Source organism: Streptosporangium amethystogenes (assembly GCF_000721075.1).
Classification (GTDB): Bacteria; Actinomycetota; Actinomycetes; order Streptosporangiales; family Streptosporangiaceae; genus Streptosporangium; species Streptosporangium amethystogenes.
In genome coordinates, this window is record NZ_JOEQ01000029.1 from 31,468 (window position 1) to 49,889 (window position 18,422).

The 18,422-nt window shown below is 68.9% G+C and carries 16 protein-coding genes, 1 tRNA gene and 1 riboswitch; of the genes, 8 read left to right on the forward strand and 9 right to left on the reverse strand.

The window, feature by feature from the left end:
- Positions 1-81 precede the first annotated feature (81 nt).
- Genes IG98_RS0132215 through IG98_RS0132240 form a run of 6 tightly spaced genes read right to left on the reverse strand, consistent with a single transcriptional unit; the run spans position 82 to position 6,978 of the window.
- A complete protein-coding gene (locus tag IG98_RS0132215) occupies positions 82-1,578 on the reverse strand; it encodes a serine/threonine-protein kinase (protein ID WP_030920871.1) in 1,497 nt (498 codons plus the stop codon).
- Positions 1,575-3,032 (reverse strand): peptidoglycan D,D-transpeptidase FtsI family protein, encoded by a 1,458-nt coding sequence (locus tag IG98_RS0132220; RefSeq protein ID WP_030920874.1) that lies wholly within the window; start codon positions 3,030-3,032, stop codon positions 1,575-1,577. The genes IG98_RS0132215 and IG98_RS0132220 overlap by 4 nt, the downstream gene beginning before the upstream one ends.
- On the reverse strand, positions 3,029-4,408 hold the full coding sequence (locus IG98_RS0132225) for an FtsW/RodA/SpoVE family cell cycle protein (RefSeq protein ID WP_030920876.1): 1,380 nt from the start codon (positions 4,406-4,408) through the stop codon (positions 3,029-3,031). The genes IG98_RS0132220 and IG98_RS0132225 overlap by 4 nt, the downstream gene beginning before the upstream one ends.
- Before the next feature lie 4 nt (positions 4,409-4,412).
- Positions 4,413-5,756, reverse strand: coding sequence for a Stp1/IreP family PP2C-type Ser/Thr phosphatase (locus IG98_RS0132230; protein WP_030920877.1), 1,344 nt, complete (start codon positions 5,754-5,756; stop codon positions 4,413-4,415).
- Positions 5,753-6,220 (reverse strand): FHA domain-containing protein FhaB/FipA, encoded by a 468-nt coding sequence (locus tag IG98_RS0132235; protein ID WP_030920880.1) that lies wholly within the window; start codon positions 6,218-6,220, stop codon positions 5,753-5,755. The genes IG98_RS0132230 and IG98_RS0132235 overlap by 4 nt, the downstream gene beginning before the upstream one ends.
- Positions 6,221-6,237: 17 nt before the next feature.
- A complete protein-coding gene (locus tag IG98_RS0132240; RefSeq protein ID WP_030920883.1) occupies positions 6,238-6,978 on the reverse strand; it encodes an FHA domain-containing protein in 741 nt (246 codons plus the stop codon).
- Between the two features lie 166 nt (positions 6,979-7,144).
- Here IG98_RS0132240 and IG98_RS0132245 point away from each other — a divergent pair.
- Positions 7,145-7,227: transfer RNA gene (locus IG98_RS0132245), tRNA-Leu, on the forward strand.
- Positions 7,228-7,700: 473 nt separating this feature from the next.
- Here IG98_RS0132245 and IG98_RS0132250 read toward each other — a convergent pair.
- Both IG98_RS0132250 and IG98_RS0132255 read right to left on the reverse strand, forming a co-directional pair.
- Complete coding sequence (locus IG98_RS0132250) at positions 7,701-8,735, reverse strand: hemolysin family protein (protein ID WP_030920885.1); 1,035 nt, start codon at positions 8,733-8,735, stop codon at positions 7,701-7,703.
- Positions 8,732-10,207, reverse strand: coding sequence for a hemolysin family protein (locus tag IG98_RS0132255; protein WP_030920888.1), 1,476 nt, complete (start codon positions 10,205-10,207; stop codon positions 8,732-8,734). The genes IG98_RS0132250 and IG98_RS0132255 overlap by 4 nt, the downstream gene beginning before the upstream one ends.
- 294 nt (positions 10,208-10,501) lie before the next feature.
- Between IG98_RS0132255 and IG98_RS0132260 the strand changes: the two genes are divergently transcribed.
- The 5 genes from IG98_RS0132260 to IG98_RS0132285 all read left to right on the forward strand — a co-directional run bounded on the left by IG98_RS0132260 (position 10,502) and on the right by IG98_RS0132285 (position 15,198).
- A complete protein-coding gene (locus IG98_RS0132260) occupies positions 10,502-11,773 on the forward strand; it encodes an LCP family protein (protein WP_245651813.1) in 1,272 nt (423 codons plus the stop codon).
- 125 nt (positions 11,774-11,898) lie between these two features.
- Positions 11,899-12,465 carry a DM13 domain-containing protein gene (locus tag IG98_RS0132265; protein WP_030920893.1) on the forward strand — a complete coding sequence of 189 codons (567 nt, stop codon included), beginning with the start codon at positions 11,899-11,901 and terminating at the stop codon, positions 12,463-12,465.
- Between the two features lie 15 nt (positions 12,466-12,480).
- Positions 12,481-13,086, forward strand: a complete 606-nt coding sequence (locus IG98_RS0132270; protein ID WP_030920896.1) for a TenA family protein — start codon at positions 12,481-12,483, stop codon at positions 13,084-13,086.
- Between the two features lie 203 nt (positions 13,087-13,289).
- Entirely contained in the window at positions 13,290-13,613 is a 324-nt protein-coding gene (locus IG98_RS0132280) for a rhodanese-like domain-containing protein (RefSeq protein WP_030920899.1), read from the forward strand.
- Positions 13,614-13,721: 108 nt separating this feature from the next.
- A riboswitch (TPP riboswitch) is annotated at positions 13,722-13,861 on the forward strand.
- A complete protein-coding gene (locus IG98_RS0132285; protein ID WP_030920901.1) occupies positions 13,852-15,198 on the forward strand; it encodes a purine-cytosine permease family protein in 1,347 nt (448 codons plus the stop codon). It overlaps the preceding riboswitch by 10 nt.
- A gap of 15 nt (positions 15,199-15,213) precedes the next feature.
- Here IG98_RS0132285 and IG98_RS0132290 read toward each other — a convergent pair whose 3' ends face one another.
- The gene (locus tag IG98_RS0132290; protein ID WP_030920903.1) at positions 15,214-15,774 is read right to left on the reverse strand and encodes a methylated-DNA--[protein]-cysteine S-methyltransferase; all 561 of its coding nucleotides are present in this window, start codon (positions 15,772-15,774) and stop codon (positions 15,214-15,216) included.
- Positions 15,775-15,899: 125 nt separating this feature from the next.
- Between IG98_RS0132290 and IG98_RS0132295 the strand changes: the two genes are divergently transcribed.
- Positions 15,900-17,771 carry a sensor histidine kinase gene (locus IG98_RS0132295; RefSeq protein ID WP_051753244.1) on the forward strand — a complete coding sequence of 624 codons (1,872 nt, stop codon included), beginning with the start codon at positions 15,900-15,902 and terminating at the stop codon, positions 17,769-17,771.
- 174 nt (positions 17,772-17,945) lie between these two features.
- Positions 17,946-18,377 (forward strand): ATP-binding protein, encoded by a 432-nt coding sequence (locus tag IG98_RS0132300; protein ID WP_245651822.1) that lies wholly within the window; start codon positions 17,946-17,948, stop codon positions 18,375-18,377.
- The last annotated feature ends 45 nt before the right edge of the window (positions 18,378-18,422 follow it).

The window sequence follows — 18,422 nt, forward strand, 5'->3', positions numbered from 1 at the left end:
TCCTGCACTGTCCCTTACCGTTCATCTTGGGTGCCGGTGGGCTCTTGGGCCACCGGTGTCCATCATCGACCCGTTGCCGCATCACGTCTCCTCATTCGGCTGGTCTGTATCGCCGGGTTCGGGAGTCGTACTCGGTGTGGGGCTCGGTGTCACCGTCGGGGTGGTGGGTGTCGGGGTGGGAATCGTCGGGCTGGGGCTGGGGCTGGGCGGTGGCGACGTACTCGGCCTTGCGGTGGGCGTGGCCGATGTGCTTACCGTAGCCGACGGCGTGACCGAGGGGCGGACCGTCTTCGTCGGCGAGACAGGTGGTCTGCTCGTCGGAGACGCACTCCGGCTCGGTGTGGCCATCGGCGGTTCGGTAGCCTGACTCGGCCGTACGACCGGCTCCTCCGGCTCGCTGCCGCCTGGTCGGCTGGTCAGCTCGTAGGCCGCCAGAGAGCCCAACCCGACCGCGGCGCACCCCGCGACCGCGGCGACGATCATTGTTCTCCTGCGCGAGCGTCGGCGTCCATGCGGCGCCGGCCCGGTGCCCGGAGGCGTCCCGCCCGCTCCGGCGCCCCCTCCGGCACCTGCCACAGAACCTCCGCCCGCACCGCCGTGAGCGCCGGAACCCGAACCCGAACCCGCACCCGCGCCCGAATCCGGAACCGGACCGGGGCCGACGGGCGCGGCCATGGCCGAGGTGATCTCCTGCGGCCACTCGGTCGCGGGTTCGGCGCGCCAGCCCAAGGGGTCGGTGAGCATGCCAAGACCGGTGGCGTCGGTGGCGGCCAGCGCGTCGAGCAGCACGTCCGCCCGTTCCGACAGCTCCCTGGCGCCGGCCGGGCGCCGCAGCGGGTCCTTGGACAGGCACGCCATGACCAGGTCACGGACCGCGGGCGGGACGCTCGCCGGGAGCGGCGGCGGGGTCTCGCCGATGTGCATGAGAGCGATCGCCACCTGCGTCTCGGCGAGGAACGGCGCCCGGCCGGCCAGGCACTCGTAGGCGACCACCCCGAGGGAGTAGATGTCGGTGGCGGGCGTCAGCGGTTCGCCGGACGCCTGCTCGGGGCTGACGTACTGGGCGGTGCCGAGCAGGACCCCCGTCTGGGTGACCGGCGCGGCCTCCAGCACCCTGGCGATGCCGAAGTCTGTGATCTTTATCACGCCCGCCTCGGTCACCAGCAGGTTGCCGGGCTTGATGTCCCGGTGGATGACCCCCGCGCGATGCGCGGCCTGCAGGGCCCTGGCGGTCTGATGGACCACGTCGAGAGTGACCTTGGGGCTCAGCGCGCCGTCCCGGGCCAGGATGCCGGCCAGGGACTCACCGGGCACCAGCTCCATCACCAGGTAGGCGACGCCGTCGGACTCGCCGTAGTCGAAGACCTGCGCGATGCCCGGATCGGACAGCCCGGCCGCGATGCGGGCCTCGGAGCGGAAGCGCCGCCGGAAGGCGGGATCCTCGGCCACGTGCGCACGGAGCAGCTTCACCGCGACCTCACGGCCGAGCAACTCGTCCCTGGCCCGCCACACCTCGCCCATGCCGCCCGACGCGATACGCCCCAGCGGGCGGTATCGGCCCCCGAGCAACGCGGTCATCTACCCAGCACCGCTTCCATCACGCTCTTGGCGATCGGGGCGGCGGTGTGACCACCTGAGGCGTCGTCACCCGCGCTGCCGGACTCGACGATCAGTGCGACGGCGACCTTGGGGTCCTCGGCGGGAGCGAAGGAGATGAACCACGCGTGCGGCGCCTGGCCCCTGGAGGTCTCGGCAGTGCCGGTCTTGCCGCCGACCGTCACGCCCGGAATCTGCGCCGCGCTCGCCGTACCCTTGTTGACGACGTTGATCATCATCTCCTGGAGCTTGCGCGCGTTGTCCTCGCTCATCGCGGTGCTCAGCTCTTCGGGGTCGGCGGTCTCGATCTCGCCGCCCTCGGCATCCGCGATCTTGTTCACCAGGTACGGCTTCATGACCACGCCGTTGTTGGCGATGCCGGCGGCGATCAAGGCCATCTGCAGCGGGGTCATCTGGTTGCTGCGCTGGCCGATCGACGCCTGGGCGAGGGCCGCCAGGTCCTCCTCGGGGCCGATCCCGCTCCCCGCGACCGGCAGCGGGATCGACAACGGCTCGCCGCCGATGCCGAACTTGGCGGCCTGGTCCTTCAGCGCGTCGTAGCCGAGCTCCATGGCGATCTTGCCGAACGGGGTGTTGCAGGACTTCTCCAGCGCGAACGAGAGCGTCACGCGCCCGACGCCGCAGGCCGCGCCACCGTAGTTGGGCAGGTCGGCGGTGGTGTTGGGCAGGTCGAGCACCTGCGGGGCGTCGACCTGGGTCTCCGGGCCGATGCTGTCGTCGCTCTCCAGGTACGCCGCCATGGTGACCACCTTGAAGGTCGAGCCCGGCGGATAGGTGCGCTCGATGGCCCGGTTGACCAGCGGCTTGTCCTCGTCCTTGTCCAGCTTTTTGTAGGCCTCGTTGACGGTGGCCTTGTTGGGCTTGGAGAGCGGGTTGGGGTCGTAGGTGGGGATCGAGACCATGGCGAGGATCGCCCCGGTCTTCGGCTCGATCGCGACCACCGCGCCCTTCTTGCCGCTGGCACCCAGCGCCTTGTAGGCGGCCTCCTGCGCTCTGGGGTTGATCGTCAGGTCGACGTTGGCGCCCTTGCTCCGCTTGGCGGTGAACAGGTCGATGCTCCGCCGGATCAGCAGGTCGGCGCTGGTGCCGTTGAGCAGGCGGTTCTCCGTCCGCTCGATGTCGCGCTGGCTCTCTGGCGCGAAGAACCCGGTGATGGGCGCGTAGATCTTGCCCTCGGGGTAACGCCGCTGGAAGCGGAACTTGGTGTCGCCGGTGTCGACGGACTCGGCGAGGACCTTGTCGCCCGCGGTGATCCGGCCGCGCTCGACCTCGTACTGGGCGTAGAAGTTGCGGGTGTTGCGCGAGTCGGCGCGCAGGTCCTCCGCCCGCACGGCCTGCAGGTAGTTCACGTTGATCATGAGCAGGCCGAACATGAGCAGACAGGCCAGGGCCGCGCGCTTGAGGGGACCGTTCATCGCTGGAACACCTGCGTCATTCCTTCGTCCTGGATGGCCTGGGGCGGAGGCTTCCTCGCCGTATCCGACATGCGTACCAGCAGCGCGATAAGGATCCAGTTAGCCAGCAGCGCCGATCCGCCCTGGGACATGAACGGGGTGACCAGGCCGGTCAGCGGGATCAGGTTGGTCACGCCGCCGACGATGATGAAGACCTGCCACGCCAGGATGAACGACAGGCCGCCCGCCAGCAGCTTGGAGAACGGCTCGCGGGCCGCGATCGAGGTGCGCAGGCCGCGCTCCACCAGCAGGGCGTAGACCATCAGCAGGGCCATCAGCCCGGTCAGGCCGAGTTCCTCGCCCGCGGCGGTGAAGATGAAGTCGGAGAAGGAGAGCGGGATCAGGTTGGGGTGGCCCTGGCCGAGACCGGTGCCCAGAACGCCGCCCTGGCCCATGCCGAACAGGCCCTGCATGAGCTGGAAGCTGCCGCCGAACTCGCGGTCGTACAGCGCCGGGTTCTCCGGGTCGAGGAAGACCTCGAAGCGGGCCGCGACGTGGTCGAAGATCAGCCCCGCCAGCACCGCCCCACCGACGAAGAGCAGGATGCCGATGAGCACCCACGAGGTTCGCTGGGTGGCGATGTAGAGCATCGCGATGAAGGTGCCGAAGATCAGCAGCGAGGAGCCGAGGTCCTTCTGCAGGATCAGCACGCCCAGGCTGAGGCCCCAGGTGATGAGCACTGGGCCGAGGTCGCGGGCCCGGGGCAGGTCGATGAAGAGCAGCCGCCGCCCGGCCAGGGCCAGCACGTCGCGCTTGGCGACCAGATAACCGGCGAAGAAGACGACCAGGGCGAGTTTGGTGAACTCCGCCGGCTGGAGGGTGAAGCCGCCGATACCGATCCAGATGCGGGCGCCGTTGATCTCCTGGCCGATGAACGGCAGCAGCGGCGAGATCAGCAGGGCCAGGCCGACGGCACCCGCGGTGTAGGTCAGACGCTGCAGCGCACGGTGGTCGCGCAGCACGATCAGCGTCACGGAGAACATGACGACCCCGACGGCGGTCCACAGCAGCTGGTTGGTGGCCGAGGCTCCGTCCATGCCGGCCGCCTCAAGCCGATAGATGATCACCAGCCCGAGGCCGTTGATCAGCGTCACCAGCGGCAGGATCAGCGGGTCGGCCCAGGGCGCGAACTTGGCCAGCACCAGGTAGGCGGCCAGCATGAGACCGCCCAGGCCGAGGCCGTAGGTGAGCATGCCCGCGGGGACCTGGTTGTCGAGCGCCAACCCCACATTGGCGTACGCCAGCATCACGATGGCGACCGCGAATGCGAGCATCGCCAGCTGGGCCAACCGCCGTTTGGCGGGAAGCGGGACAGGCTCGGCGCTAGGGGTGCTCATGTGTTCACTGTGTCCTTGTGGGTTCGGGGGCCCTGGGGACGGGGGGCTTGGGAGTGGGGGGCTTGGAGGACGCGGAGGCGCTCGGCGATGTGGTCGGCTCGGCTGTGTCGTCGGCCTTGTCATCGGGCTTGGCCGCGGACGACTTCAGCTCTTCGATCTTTTTCAGGCCCGCCTCGACGGTGGGGACAGGGATGCCGTCGCGGACCTGGCCCTGCTGGAACGCACCAAGGGTCGTGATCGATTCTGCGGTGCTCTGGGCGACCTCGAAAAGCTCAAAGGGGCCGAGGTTGGTCTTCACGCCCTGGAAAACCACGATTTCGTTACCTCTGGCCCCTACGAAGTATTGATCGTCCAGCCATTGCCCGCCGAAGTACCAGCCTAGGCCGCTTCCGATGACGACGACACCGCCCGCCACGGCCAGCAGGGGCCACAGCCGACGACGTTTGGCCGGTCTGGCGGCGACGGCCCTGATGATCGGCTCGTCGGGCTCGTCGTCGGCGATGACCGGTTGCGGCATGGTGACCGCGCTGGCACGTCCCGCCGGGGTGTCCGGCGGCTGTGACCGCGGCATGCCGGAGCCGGCGGCGCCGACCACGGCCGCCTCGGTGCGCGGGGCGAAACTCTCGTCCACCTCCAGCACGTCCGCCAGCACGCAGGTGATGTTGTCCGGGCCACCGCCCCGGTTGGCCAGGTCGATGAGGGTGCGGACCACCCCGTCGGGATCCTCGATCGTGGAGAGCGTGTGGTGCAGGGTCTCCGCGCTCACCACCCCGGACAGGCCGTCGGAGCAGAGCAGGTAGCGGTCGCCGACCTGGGCCTCGCGCAGGGACAGGTCGGGGTCGACCTCGCCGCTGCCGTCCAGTGCCCGGAGCAGGATCGACCGCTGGGGGTGGGTGGTGGCCTCTTCCGCGGTGATCCGGCCGTCGTCCACCAGTGACTGCACCAGCGTGTGGTCATGCGTGATCTGGTAGAGCTCTCCCGCGCGCAGCAGGTAGGCCCGGGAGTCGCCGACGTGGACCAGGGCGACCCTGGTCCCGGACCAGAGCATGGCGGTGAGGGTGGTGCCCATGCCCTTGAGGCTGGGATCGCGGCCCACCATCTCGTGCAGCTTGCGGTTGGCGTCGCGTACCGCTGCCTCGATGGTGCTGAGCAGGTCACCTCCCTGGGCGTCCGCGTCGAGTGAGGACATCGCGGCGATGGCGACCGAACTGGCCACCTCGCCGTGTGCGTGGCCGCCCATGCCGTCCGCGACGGCGAGCAGGCGGCCGCTGGCGTAGGCGGAGTCCTCGTTGCCCTCGCGGAGGAGGCCGACGTCAGAGCGGGCGGCGTAACGGAGTGCGATGGTCATTTGCGCAATTCGATGACGGTCTTACCGATGCGGATCGGAACACCGAGCGGCACCGGAGTCGGACGGGTGACTTTTGAGCGGTCGAGATAAGTGCCGTTGGTCGAGCCGAGATCTTCCACGATCCACTGACCGTCCTGGGGGAAGAGCCGGGCGTGCCGACTGGAGGCGTAGTCGTCGCTGACTACCAGCGTCGAGTCGTTCGCCCGGCCGATGGTGATGGGCGTCTCCGAGAGGGTAATGGTGGTGCCTTGCAGGGGGCCACCGGTGACGACCATCTGCCGTGGTTCCCCCTTCTTGGATTTGGCCGCGGGCTTCACCGGCTTGGGAACCTTGCGCGCGGGGACGACGGCGGCCGTACGTGATCCGAACAAGTCCGTCCGGATCACGCCGACCGCGGCAATCACGAAGAACCACAGCACCGCGAGGAAGGCGAGCCGGATCAGCAGCAGCGTGAGCTCGGACATGGACCGTCTATTTACCTTTAATCGCGCCGGAAAACCAGAGTCGTTCGCCCCAGCGTCACGCGAGTGCCGTTCTGGAGCTCGACCCGGCGAACCGGCTGGCCGTTGACGAAGGTGCCGTTCGTGGAGCCGAGGTCGACGAGCGCGACCTGGGGACCCTCCACTCGTAGCTCGGCGTGGTGCCGGGACACACCCGGGTCGACCAGCCGTAGATCACAGTCGGTGCCCCTGCCGAGCAGGGTCACCGGGGTTGTCAGGTCGAAGGATCGCTGGCCCTGCGGGTCGTCCTGGGTGGACACCAGCAGGCGGGGGCGGCCTCCGAACGCGTGCGGTTTGGCGGCGGGCACGTCGCTCACCGGCTGGCGGATCTCGTCCTGTTCGACCGTCGCGCCACGGATCACGCCCGAGCGGATGCGGAACAGACCGACCGCGAGGTCGTCTGCCGTCTCGAAGCGGACTCTGACCGGTCCCACGAAGGAGTAGCCCTGTTCCTTGGCGTACTCCCTGGCGAGGTTGGCCAGCTCGTGGCCGATGCTGTCCGCGTAGACCTCCAGCCGCTCGCTGTCGGTCGTGGACAGCTCGACCACGAAGTCGTTGGGCACGAGAGTGCGTCCCTGAGCGACGATCGCCGCCCGCTCGTCCATCTCTCGTTGGACCGCACTGGCGACCTCTACCGGCTGAAGGTCAGATTTGAACGCCCGCGCAAAGGCCCCTTCAACCAAGCCTTCGAGCCTCCGCTCGAAACGCTGAAGGACTCCCACCGGGTACCTCCCCTCCTCCGTCTATGTGGTCGCGGCCGCTTGGGGGCTCGTTGGCTCGGTCCTCGCTCTCTCGCACCCAGCTGCTCCGCTTTCGCATCTAGGAGGATCGTATCCGGGTTCGTGGGTACCGGCTGATACGTGCTAATGTTTCGACCGCACCCAACAAGGGCGGGTGGCGGAACGGCAGACGCGCACGGTTCAGGTCCGTGTGTCCGAAAGGACGTGAGGGTTCAAATCCCTCCTCGCCCACAAGATCACGACCCCGGTCACGCGGATACCGCGACCGGGGTCTTGCTGTTTGCCGGGAAAGCGTGCATTCATCTGAGCCGTCCATGAGGTCTCGTGGCGGACCGAGTCGATCATCGATCAAGGTAGCTGTTCGCTCCGTTATAGAGAAGTCTCAGGGCTTATGTATGGGTCTTGTGGTTTTTGGGGCGGTGCGGCACGCCTTCCAGTTCTACCCGGCCACGCTTGCTGCTCGCTTTCGGATGACTTGCATGGGTTTGCCGATTGACTGATTACGCTGACAGAGAAAACGGGTCGGGGGAGAGGATCTCCCCCGACCCGTCGAGTCGCTGGATCGGCGGGCCGATCCGGCGACGCGGTGCCCACCGGTGTTCATCGGTGTTCATCGGCGCTCACCGGACGCGACGGCGGGGCGCCTCGGAGACGACCTCGGCATGGAGTGCCCAGGAAGCGGACGAGGGGCCCCGGCCGCCGCACTAGCGGGTCGCGAGCACCCGGACGCCCAAAATCTCGCCGAGAAGGTCCGTGAGGCTCACCATGCCGACCACCTCGCCGCCGCCGTCCGTGACGAGGCCCAGGTGCGCGTGGGCGTCCTGGAGGGCGGATACGGCGTCGGGGATCGTGGTGGCCTTGTCCAGTCGGGGCACCGGCCGGGCGAGCTCCGCGGGGCTGGCATCCGGCCGGACGAGGATGTCCCTGATGTGCACCACGCCCAGGACGTCGCGCGGCCGGCCGGAGGTGACCAGCAGGCGCAGGTGCCCGTCGCGCGCGGCCACCTCACGGATGTGCGCGCTCGTCGCGTCGCCGGGCACCGAGGTGGCCTTCGCCAGCGGCAGCATCAACCGCTCGACCGGCTGCTGGTGGACCCGCAGGGCCCGGGTGAGCAGGTCGTGCTCGTCCCGGTCGAGCAGCCCCATCCGGCCCGACTCACCGACCAGCATCGCCAGCTGGACAGGGGTCCTGGTGGTGGCCAGCTCGTCCTTGGGACGTACGCCGAACAGCTTCAGGATCCCGTTGGTCAGGCCGTTGAGCGCGGCGAGCACCGGCCTGACGACCCAGGTGAAGCCGCGGAACGGCAGGGCCAGACCCATCGCGGCGATCTCGGGATGGGTCAGCGCCCACGACTTGGGAGCCATCTCGCCGACCACCATGTGCAGGAAGGTGATGATCGCCAGGGCGATCATCAGCGAGATGGGGACCCGCAGCGACTCGGGCACGCCGACCGCGCCGAAGACCGGTTCCAGCAGTTGCTCGACGGCCGGCTCGGTCACCATGCCCAGACCGAGCGAGCAGAGCGTGATGCCCAGCTGTGCACCGGCCAGCATCAGGGAGAGCTCCCTGCCACCGCGTACGGCGGCGCGGGCGGCGATCCGGGTCAACCGGCCCCCCTTGCCCGCGAGCTCCTCCAGACGGTGCCTGCGGGCTGAGATCACCGCGAACTCGGCGGCGACGAAGAAGGCGTTGCCGATCAGCAGGGCCACACCGAGCAGCAGGGCGGCGATGGTGCTCATCGTCGCTTCACCCCGCTCCGCTCGATCATGGAAGTCTCCGGGACGGGCTCGATCGTCTGCGGCGCGGTCATCGCCGGATCATTCTCTCTCCCCGCCGTTCCCGGCGTCGGGTCCCCCTCGGGATCGTCCTTCTGCGGTACGGCGAGCGACAGCCGTACCCACTCGGGGACCCTGCGATGCACCGACAGCACGGTGAGCACCGCGTCCTTCTCGTCGGCGCCGTCGTTCTCCAGGGGGTCGTTCTGCAGGGTCAGCGTGACGATCACGCTGTCACCGGGTTCGGCCATCCGGCCGAGGGTGGCGAGCACGAGGCCCGCGACGGTGTCGTAGTCGTCGCTCTCCGGAAGCTGCAGCCCGATGGCCCGCTCGATCTCGTCCAACCTGAGCGTGCCAGGCAGGTCCCAGGTGCCCTCCTCACCCGCGACGACCCCCGCGGGCTCCGGATCGTTCTCGTCGACGAGTTCGCCGACGAGTTCCTCGGCGAGATCCTCGACGGTGACCACGCCGGCCAGGCCCCCGTACTCGTCGATGACGCACGCCAGGTCGTCGCGGGCGGCGCGCATGCGCTCCAGCACGACGGGGAGCGGGAGGGAGGTGGGCACCAGGAGCGCGGGACGGGTGATCCTCTCCAGCGTTCCGGTGCTCAGCCCCGACTTGAGCAGCTCGCGCACGCCGGTGACGCCGACCACGTCGTCGCCGTTCTGGTGGCAGAGCACCGGGTAGCGGGAGTGACCGTGCCTGCGGACGGCGTCGATCAGATCGGAGATCGGGCGCTCCTCCCTCAGCAGCACCACGCGGGGACGCGGCACCATCACGTCCTCGGCGGTGCGGTCGCCGAATTCCAGCGCGCGCTCAAGCAGCTCCGACAGCCGCGGCGGCAGGTCGCCGGTGCTGGCGGAGTCGGAGATGATCCGGGACAGCTCCTCGGGGCTGGCGCCGTGCTCGATCTCCTCCACCGGCTCGACGCCGACCCGGCGCAACAGGCCGGTGGCGGCGGAGTCGAACAGCCGGATGACCGGTCCGGCGATCCGCAGGTAGATCAACGTCGAGCGGGCGAGGAACTTCGCCACCGGCTCAGGACGGGCGATGCCAAGGTTCTTGGGGGCGAGCTCGCCGAGGACCATCTGGATGACGGTGGCGACCGCGACGGCCAGTGCCACGGCGATGCCGGGCACGACACCCGACGGGACTCCCGCGGCCTCCAGCCAGGGGCGGATGACCGTGGCGATGGCGGGTTCGGAGATGAAACCGACGAGCAGCGCGGTGACGGTGATGCCGAGTTGCGCGCCCGACAGCATGAACGACAGGCGTCCCGTCACCTCCAGCGCCCGTTCCGCGGCCACGTCGCCCGAGTCGGCCTGCTCACGCAGCACGCCGCGGTCCGCCGCGACGAAGGCGAACTCCTGGGCGACGAAATAGCCGGTGGCGAGGGTGAGAAGAAGTACGGCCAGCAGGCCCAGAGCCGTGTTCACCGGGTAGCTCTCCCGGCTGGTTCAGCGGTTCCCGTGCGTTTGCACGGGCAGGTACTCCACGAGTCCGGAGTGGACACGATCATCCTTTCGAGCAGAGGTAGTTCTCTACCGTAACGATCCGGGTGGGGGTTGATGTTTCCGGATCAGCAGACGATCGCATTGTCGGTGGCTAACAACCTGTCTGAGTACTTTTACATAGGGAAACCTTGGGGACCCTGCGGCATGCGCGTGAGCCGCGACGTAGCGTCGATAATGACGTTTTCATCATGAGATCAAGAAGTGGCGGGACACGACGTGGCTGACTGGCCCGAAGACGACGATCGCACTCGCGCGCTGCGGTCGCCCACACCGGGGTCCGCGCCGCAGCGAGCGGCCGGGCAGCCCGCCCACCCTCTGCCGGGCGGGCCGGCGTCCGCCCGGCGGGGGACACCCGCGGGCGAGGAGGGGCCGCCTCCCCGGGGAAGCTCACGGGTGTACGGCAAGGCCAGGTCGGGCTCCAGCCCGGTCAGACCGCTGAACGCCTCTTCCGACGGCTCCCACGCTGGTTCCGGCGCTGGTTCCGGTGGTCCGGGTGGCGGCGGCGGGTCGCGGATGCCGAGCTGGCGCCCGAAGCGTCCGGGCAGGCTGATCGTGCGGATCCTCGCCGGGCTGCTCGTCGTGCTGCTGGTCGTGGCCATCGGCGGATATTTCATGATTAACTCCCGGCTGACCAGGATCGAGGCGCTCACCGACTACGAGGGCCGGCCCGCCGACACCCCCGGCACCAACTGGCTGCTGGTCGGCTCCGACAGCCGGGAGGGCCTGACCGCGGCACAGCGTAAGAAGCTCGCCACGGGCAAGGCCGTGGGCCGCAGGACCGACACGATGATGCTGCTGCACATCCCCGACGGTGACGGCCGACCGACCCTGGTCAGCCTGCCGCGTGACTCCTACGTGCCGATCGACGGCCACGGCAGCGACAAGCTCAACGCCGCCTACGCCTTCCAGGACGGCGGCCCCAAGCTGCTCGCCAAGACCGTGGAGAAGGTGACCGGGCTGCGGCTCGACCACTACATGGAGATCGGCTTCGGCGGCTTCGTGGGCATCGTCGACGCCATCGGCGGGGTCGAGATCGATGTCAAGCAGGCCATCAAGGATCCCAAGGCCGGGATCAACCTGAAGAAGGGGCTCCAGCTCATGGACGGCGGGACGGCCCTCGGTTACGTCCGTACCCGTGCCACCGGCACCATCCCCGACTTCGACCGGACCCAGCGTCAGCGCCAGTTCTTCTCCGCGGTGGTGAAGAAGGCGGCCAGCCCCGGGGTCCTGATCAATCCCTTCACCTCCGTGCCGCTCGCGTTGAGCGCCGCCGACTCGGTGTCCGTGGGCGAGGAGACCGGTGCCTTCAACCTGCTCTCCCTCGGTCTCGCCATGGGCGACAACCCGGTCACCACCGTTGTCCCGGTCGGCTCCCTGCCCACCATCAACGGTCAGGCGGTCGTCAAGTGGGATCGGGAGAAGGCGCTGCGCCTGTTCGACGCGCTGGCCGAGGACAAGCCCGTCCCCAAGGACGTCCTCGCCAAGTAGGGTCGCCCCCGCCGTGGTCGTAAGCACTCCGTAAGCGGTGCGCGGCCACGGCACCGGTAGCGTCGACCCCGAGGCCGGTCTCGGCCTCGAAGGCCAGAACCGGGGCCCCGCGCCGGAGGTATTCGATGAGAATCAAAAGCCTGCTCCGACACCCCGTCACGTGGAGCGTTCTGGCGGTCGGTGCCGTCGTGCTCGGCGTCGCCCTCTACCTGTTCCAGCCCTGGCGCCTGTTCACCACGGTCGAGGTGAACGAGGCGTTGCCGACCGCGGCCGTGACCTCCGAGCCGGAGGCGACCCCGGTGGTGGAAGACGGGGCGAGCGAGCCCGCCAAGGCACCCGAGGAGCCGAGAATCCTGGCCAAGGGCACGTTCGTCTCCCACGAGCACGAGACCGCGGGCAAGGCGAGGGTGCTGGAGCTCCCGGATGGGAGCCGGGTCCTGCGGATCGAGGACCTGGACACCTCCGACGGCCCGGATCTGCGGGTCTGGCTGAGTGACCAGCCCGTCAAGGAGGGCAGGGCCGGATGGTTCAACCTGGACGACGGCAGGCACCTCGAACTCGGCGAGCTGAAGGGCAACCGGGGTAACGCCAACTACGCCATCCCCGCGGGGGCCGACCTCGACAGCCTGAAGAGCGTCACCATCTGGTGCAGGCGCTTCAGCGTCTCTTTCGGCGCCGCCGCCCTCACCTGACACAATGCCCGGATTATGAGTGTTTCCGGGGAACTGCATGCCATCGGCCGCCCGCTCGTCGAGGTGCAGCTCGCGCACCCGACGGTGGCCGGCATCGCGCGAGGGGACCTGCCCGAGCCGGTGTTCCGGTCCTGGCTGGAGCAGGACTACCTGTTCCTGCTCGACTACGTCCGGGTTTTCTCACGACTCGCCTGGCAGGCCCCCGACGGGCACCTGGGCGACCTGGTGGATCTGGCCCACGCCACATTCCACGAGGAGTTGAACCTGCACCGTTCACTGTCCGCGGAGTTCGGTGCCGATCTCGGCGGGGCGCGAAAGGGACCCGCCTGCGCGGCCTACACCTCTTTCCTGCTCGACTCCGCGGCCGTCTACGCCGATGGCCTGGCCGCGCTCTACCCCTGCATGTGGGGTTACTCCACGCTCGGCCGGACCTTGGCCGAGAACCCGCCCGACGAGCCGCGATACCGTGCCTGGGTCGACACCTACGCCCACCCGGCCTTCGCCGAGCTGACCGAGCGCATCGCCGTGATGATCGACGAGGCGGCACCCGACCCCGGCAGGGCGAAAAAGCTGTTCACCGAGGGAATGGCCCACGAACTCGCCTTCTGGGACGTGCCCTGAGCCCGTCCCCTCGTGGCCTGCTGTTCGGCTCCGCCCTCCTCGGCACCGGTCTCGCCGCTCCTTCGGCGGGCGCCGGAGGCCGGCTGATCCAGTCGGTCAGTTGTGGGGAATTAGTCCGCTATCAGGGGAAATTGAGAGTCCGGATGAGGGCGTCCGAGAGGCTTTGCGCACCCATCAGGTGCGGGAGTTGGAACAATGGGCGCATGAGTGTTCCTGAGGTCGAGGCACGGGCCGTGCCGGATGACGCGTTCCTGCTCGACGTACGCGAGAACGACGAGTGGCATGCCGGGCACGCGCCGGGAGCCGTCCACATCCCGCTGGGTGAGCTGCAGTCCCGGGTCGACGAGGTGCCCAAGGGCGCGCCCGTCTACGTGATCTGCCGGGTCGGCGGCCGTTCCGCCAACGCCACCGCCTGGCTCAACCACGTGGGCTGGGACGCGATCAACGTCGGCGGCGGTATGCGGTCCTGGGAGGTGGCGGGGCGTTCGATGGTCGCCGAGAGCGGTCAGGACCCGTTCGTGGCCTGAGCGGTCTTGAGTGCTCTGAGTGATTTCAGCGGCCCGGGAGGCCTGAGTCGACGTCCACCGAGGTGGTGGTCCTTGCCAAGAAAGGAATAAATGGCATAATCAGGGCGAATTATCTACCGCGGGAGCTCGGGCGTGACCGGGCTGAGAGGGCGGAACCACGCAGAGGGTCGCACAGACCCTCCGACGCGCCGCCGACCGCATGAACCTGTCCGGGTAATGCCGGCGTAGGGAGCGTGTGATGTCGTCTGCCGTCGTTGACTCCAAGTCAGCCGAGGCTCCCCTCACCCTCGACGAGGCTCCTCCCAAGGAGCTCGGCGTGCTCGACCAGGGCGCGCTCTGGGCCAATCTGGGGGTCAGCCTGCTCGGATTCTCCGGCGCGATCGCACTGATCGATCCGCTCGGCGACCGGCCGCTGAGCTTCGTGGCCGCGATCCTGGCCGCCGTCGTGGGCAGCGTCATCGGCACCGCGATGGTCGGCCTGGCCGCCATTCCCGGGCAGCGGACCGGCGCTCCGGCGATGGTCCTGCTCCGCGGGCTGTTCGGCGCCAGGCTCTCGTACCTGCCGACCGTGCTGAACATCATCCAGATGCTCGGCTGGGGCGCGTTCGAGCTCTGGGTCATCGCCCAGGGCGCCCAGGCCATCGCCGGATCCTTCGGGATCGAGGTGCCGTACGCGGTCTGGGTGGTCGTCGGAGGGGTGATCACCACTGCGCTGAGCATCCGGCCGCTGGGAGCGGTCCGGTTGCTCCGCCGGTACGTCACCGCCGGTGTGGTCGTCTCGATGATCTGGTTCGCGGTCGCCCTGTTCAGCCGGGGACCGTCCATCGGTGGTGGATCGTGGGAGGCCTTCGCGCCCTCGGTCGACTACGTGATCGCGCTGTCGGTCTCGTGGGTGCCGGTCGCGGCGGACTTCGCCCGGTTCTCCAGGTCCGGCAGGGCCACGTTCACCGGTGTCGTCGGCGGCTACACGATCACCCAGGTGGCCTGCCTGGTCCTGGGAATCGCGGCGCTCGCCCTGGTCGGCAACGACACCGGACGGGTCTGGGACCCCTTCGTGGCCGCGGCGCTCGGCCCGCTGTTCTTCGGCATCCTGGTGCTCCGGGAGACCGACCAGTCGTTCGTGAACGTCTACTCCACCACCATGTCGCTGCAGAACCTGATGCCCAGGCTGGACCGCAGAGTCATCTCCGTGGTCATCGGGGTACTGGTCACCCTGCTCGCGATCTTCGTCAAGGTCGACACCTACACCGCGTTCCTGAGCCTGATCGGGGCGGTCTTCGTGCCGATGTTCGCGGTGCTCGCCGTGGACTACTTCCTGCTCGGCGGTGCCAGGCGCTGGGACACCTCCGACAGCGCGCCCTCGCGCTGGCTCATGGTGGCCCCGTGGCTGCTGGGCTTCGCGGCATGGTGGATGCTCGCCGCGTTGCCGGTCGCCCCGGAGCTGGCCTGGTGGACCTCGTTCTGGACCGATGCCCGTGACCTGCTCGGCTTCGTCCCGCAGCCGTGGATGAGCGCGGCCGTCGGCGCGTTCCTCGCCGCGGGTCTCGTCACCCTGGGCACCGGTGCGCTCCGGCGTCGTTCCTGACCGGGCGGAGGCGCGCTACGCGCGGGACTCGATGCGCAGCAGGCGTTCCTTGGCGGCCGAGCCCCCGGCGTACCCGCCAAGGACCGACTCGCTCTCGACGACCCGGTGGCACGGCACGATGACGCACACCGGGTTGCTGCCCAGCGCGTTGCCGACCGCGCGCAGCGCCCGCGGCCTGCCGATCCGCTCGGCGATCTGACGGTAGGTCGTCACCGTCCCGTACGGCACCGAGAGCATCATCTGCAGCACCGTCCTGGAGAACTGGGTGGCCAGGCGCAGGTCGACCGTTGTGGTGAAGGCCCGGAGCCGGGCGGAGAAGTAGGCGTCCAGCTCCCGGCGGACCGGGTCGAGCCGCCGGGGGTCCGGCCCGATGAAGGTGCCGACCTCCCTGCTGATCCGCTCGAAGACGACGTTCTCGTCCTCGTAACTGCAGGCCACCACACCCCGGCCGGTCACGGCGAGGGTGAGACGCCCCAGCGGTCCGTCGAGCGTGCCGAACGCGATGTCGGGATGGCTCGTGCCGACGTAGTCGGGCGAGGTCACCCGTAGCAATGCATCGATGTCGCCGGATGACATGGCCCCACCCTTTCGTATCCAGGTGTGTGGTGACCGCAGAGTATCGGACGGATCGCCCGGCCAGTGGCAACACGTGCGGGACGAAAGTGCCAAGATCAGACCGGTTGAGACGGCACTATGGGTGTGTGGTGGACTACACGGCCGACAGTGACGAGGGCATCGGCCGGGCGGTCGTGGCCAACGCGCCCAACGCGATCGTCGCCATTGATCGCGAACAGACGGTCATCGCCTGGAATCCCGCCGCCGAGCGCCTTTTCGGCTGGTCGGCCGAGGAGACGGTCGGCCGCAGGGTTCCGGTGGTTCCCGAGGAGCTGATGGCCGAGCACAACGCGGTCCTGGAGAAGGTCCGCACCGGTGGCCAGGTGTCGCTGCGGACCAAGCGGTTCCGCCGGGACGGCAGTCTGCTCGATCTGCGGGTGGACACCGGCGCGCTCTCCTCGCGGGACGGCACCCTCATCGGTTACGTCAGCGTCTACCACCTGGCCCAGGACGACGAGAGCGCCAACGACCGCAACGCCCGCCGGGCGCAGCTCGTCCGCCGGCTCACCGATGTGGTCGCCGACATCAACGCCGAGCTGGAGCTGCCCGCGGTGCTCGACCGGATCGCGGCCAGCCTCGCCGACCTGACCGGGGCCGACGCGGGCGGGTTCGTGCTCATCGAGGGCGACCGGCTCCGGCTCGTGGCCCGCCACAACCTTCCCGACTCGATGCGGAACTCCACGGCGGACCTCCGCACCAGCCTGGTCGGCAAGCTGCTGCGCGAGGGCAGGACCGTCCTGCTGGAGACCGGTGACCAGGACCGGCTGGACAAGCTGATCTGGTCGCAGCTGCCCGGCCTGCACACCATCGCGCTCGGTCTCGCGGCCATGGGCGGGCGACCGTACGGCGCGTTGTACGCGCTCTTCGCCAAGCGCAAGGTGGGCCACCTGGAGCTGGAGCTGCTGGAGCTCCTCGCGGGTCACGCGGGCATCGCCGTGGGCAACGCGATGGCCTACCAGGAGGCCGTACGGCAGCGGGCCCACGAGCGGGCGGTGTTCGACGCCAGTGCCGACGGCATAGCGGTCCTCGACGAGCTGGGCCGGGTCGTCCAGTGGAACCCGGCCGCCGGCGAGCTGACCGGCTTCCACTCCGCCGAGGTGATCGGCGGTCCACCCCCGTTCCGGCTCCCGGCGCCGGGAGAGAAGCTCACCATCCAGTTGCCCTCGGGCACCTGGCTGGACGTGCTCTGCGCGGAGATCGTGGAGACGGGCGAGATCGTGGTCGACTTCCGCGACATCACCCGAGCGAAGGAACTGGAGGAGGCCAAGGACCTCTTCCTGGCCACCACCAGCCATGAACTCCGCACCCCGATCACCGTGGTCCGTGGCTTCGCGGGCACTCTCGACGACCGCTGGGACAGCATGACCGACGCCGAGCGCCGTGCCGCGGTGCACATCATCGCCGAGCGGGCCCGTTCCCTCGGCCAGCTCATGGACCATCTGCTGCTGGGCTCGCGCGTGGGGGCCGGTGAGCTCACGCTCAGGATCGAGGGCTTCGACCTGGCCGAACTGGTGCGGGGAGCCACCTTGGGCCTGCCGATCCTGTCGGATCTGCACCGGGTCGAGGTCGACGTCCCCGATGACCTGCCCCTGGTCTCCGGCGACGCGCTGGCCACCGATATTCTGCTGGCCCAGCTGCTGGAGAACGCTTTCAAATATTCGCCGGACGGTGGTCTGATCAGGGTAGAGGCATGGGTGGATGGTGACCGGGTGGTGTTGGTCGTGGACGACGAGGGCGTGGGCATCGCCCAGGCCAGCAGGGAGCGCGTCTTCGACCGCTTCGTCCAGGCGGACAGCGGCGACCGCCGCAGGTTCGGCGGAGTCGGGCTTGGTCTCTACATCGTGCGCAGCCTGGCACGGGCCCAGGGAGGAGAGGTGTCGGCGCATCCACGCCCTGCGGGCGGCACCCGGATGAGGTTGGCCCTCCGCATCGCCGACACGCCGGACGCCCTTACCTGATCGACACGCCAAGGCAGTAACGAGTCGGTAACGGATCTGCTGATCTATTGTCGAATGTGCACAAGCTGTAATTGCTGCTCGGTTTCCGAGGCTATCTAACGGGGCATTTCGGTCGTACTGGGGTGAGTTCCTCAGAGGGGAAAGGCATACGGGGAGGTGAGTGCGTCGAGCGTCGTGTTGTTGCCGTATGCACCGTCCAGCGTCGCTGTCGCACGCCAACGCCTCTGCTCTGACCTGCAGGAACGGGGTGTTTACGAGACCGCTATAGATGACGCGGTGCTCGTGGTCAGCGAGCTGCTGAGTAACGCGCTGCGTCACGCGCATCCGTTGCCGTCGGGGCAGATCAGGGTGTCATGGCACTGGACCGAGGAGCAGGTCGAGGTTGCGGTGAGTGACGGTGGCGCGGCCACCGAACCAAGAGCAGGGCGCCCGACGCTCTCCTCCCTGGGAGGGCGAGGCCTCGGAATCGTCGAATATCTGGCCTCGACATGGGGAGTCAGACACGAGGGGGACATCACCACGGTCTGGGCGGTGGTGACGGCGGTCAACACGGTAGGTAACGGCCATGTTTCCACCCCCGAACCCGCCCTCAGGGAATGCGGATAGCCCTTTCGTCGGGTGCCGTCCCGCTCAGCCTGTCATGAAGCGGGA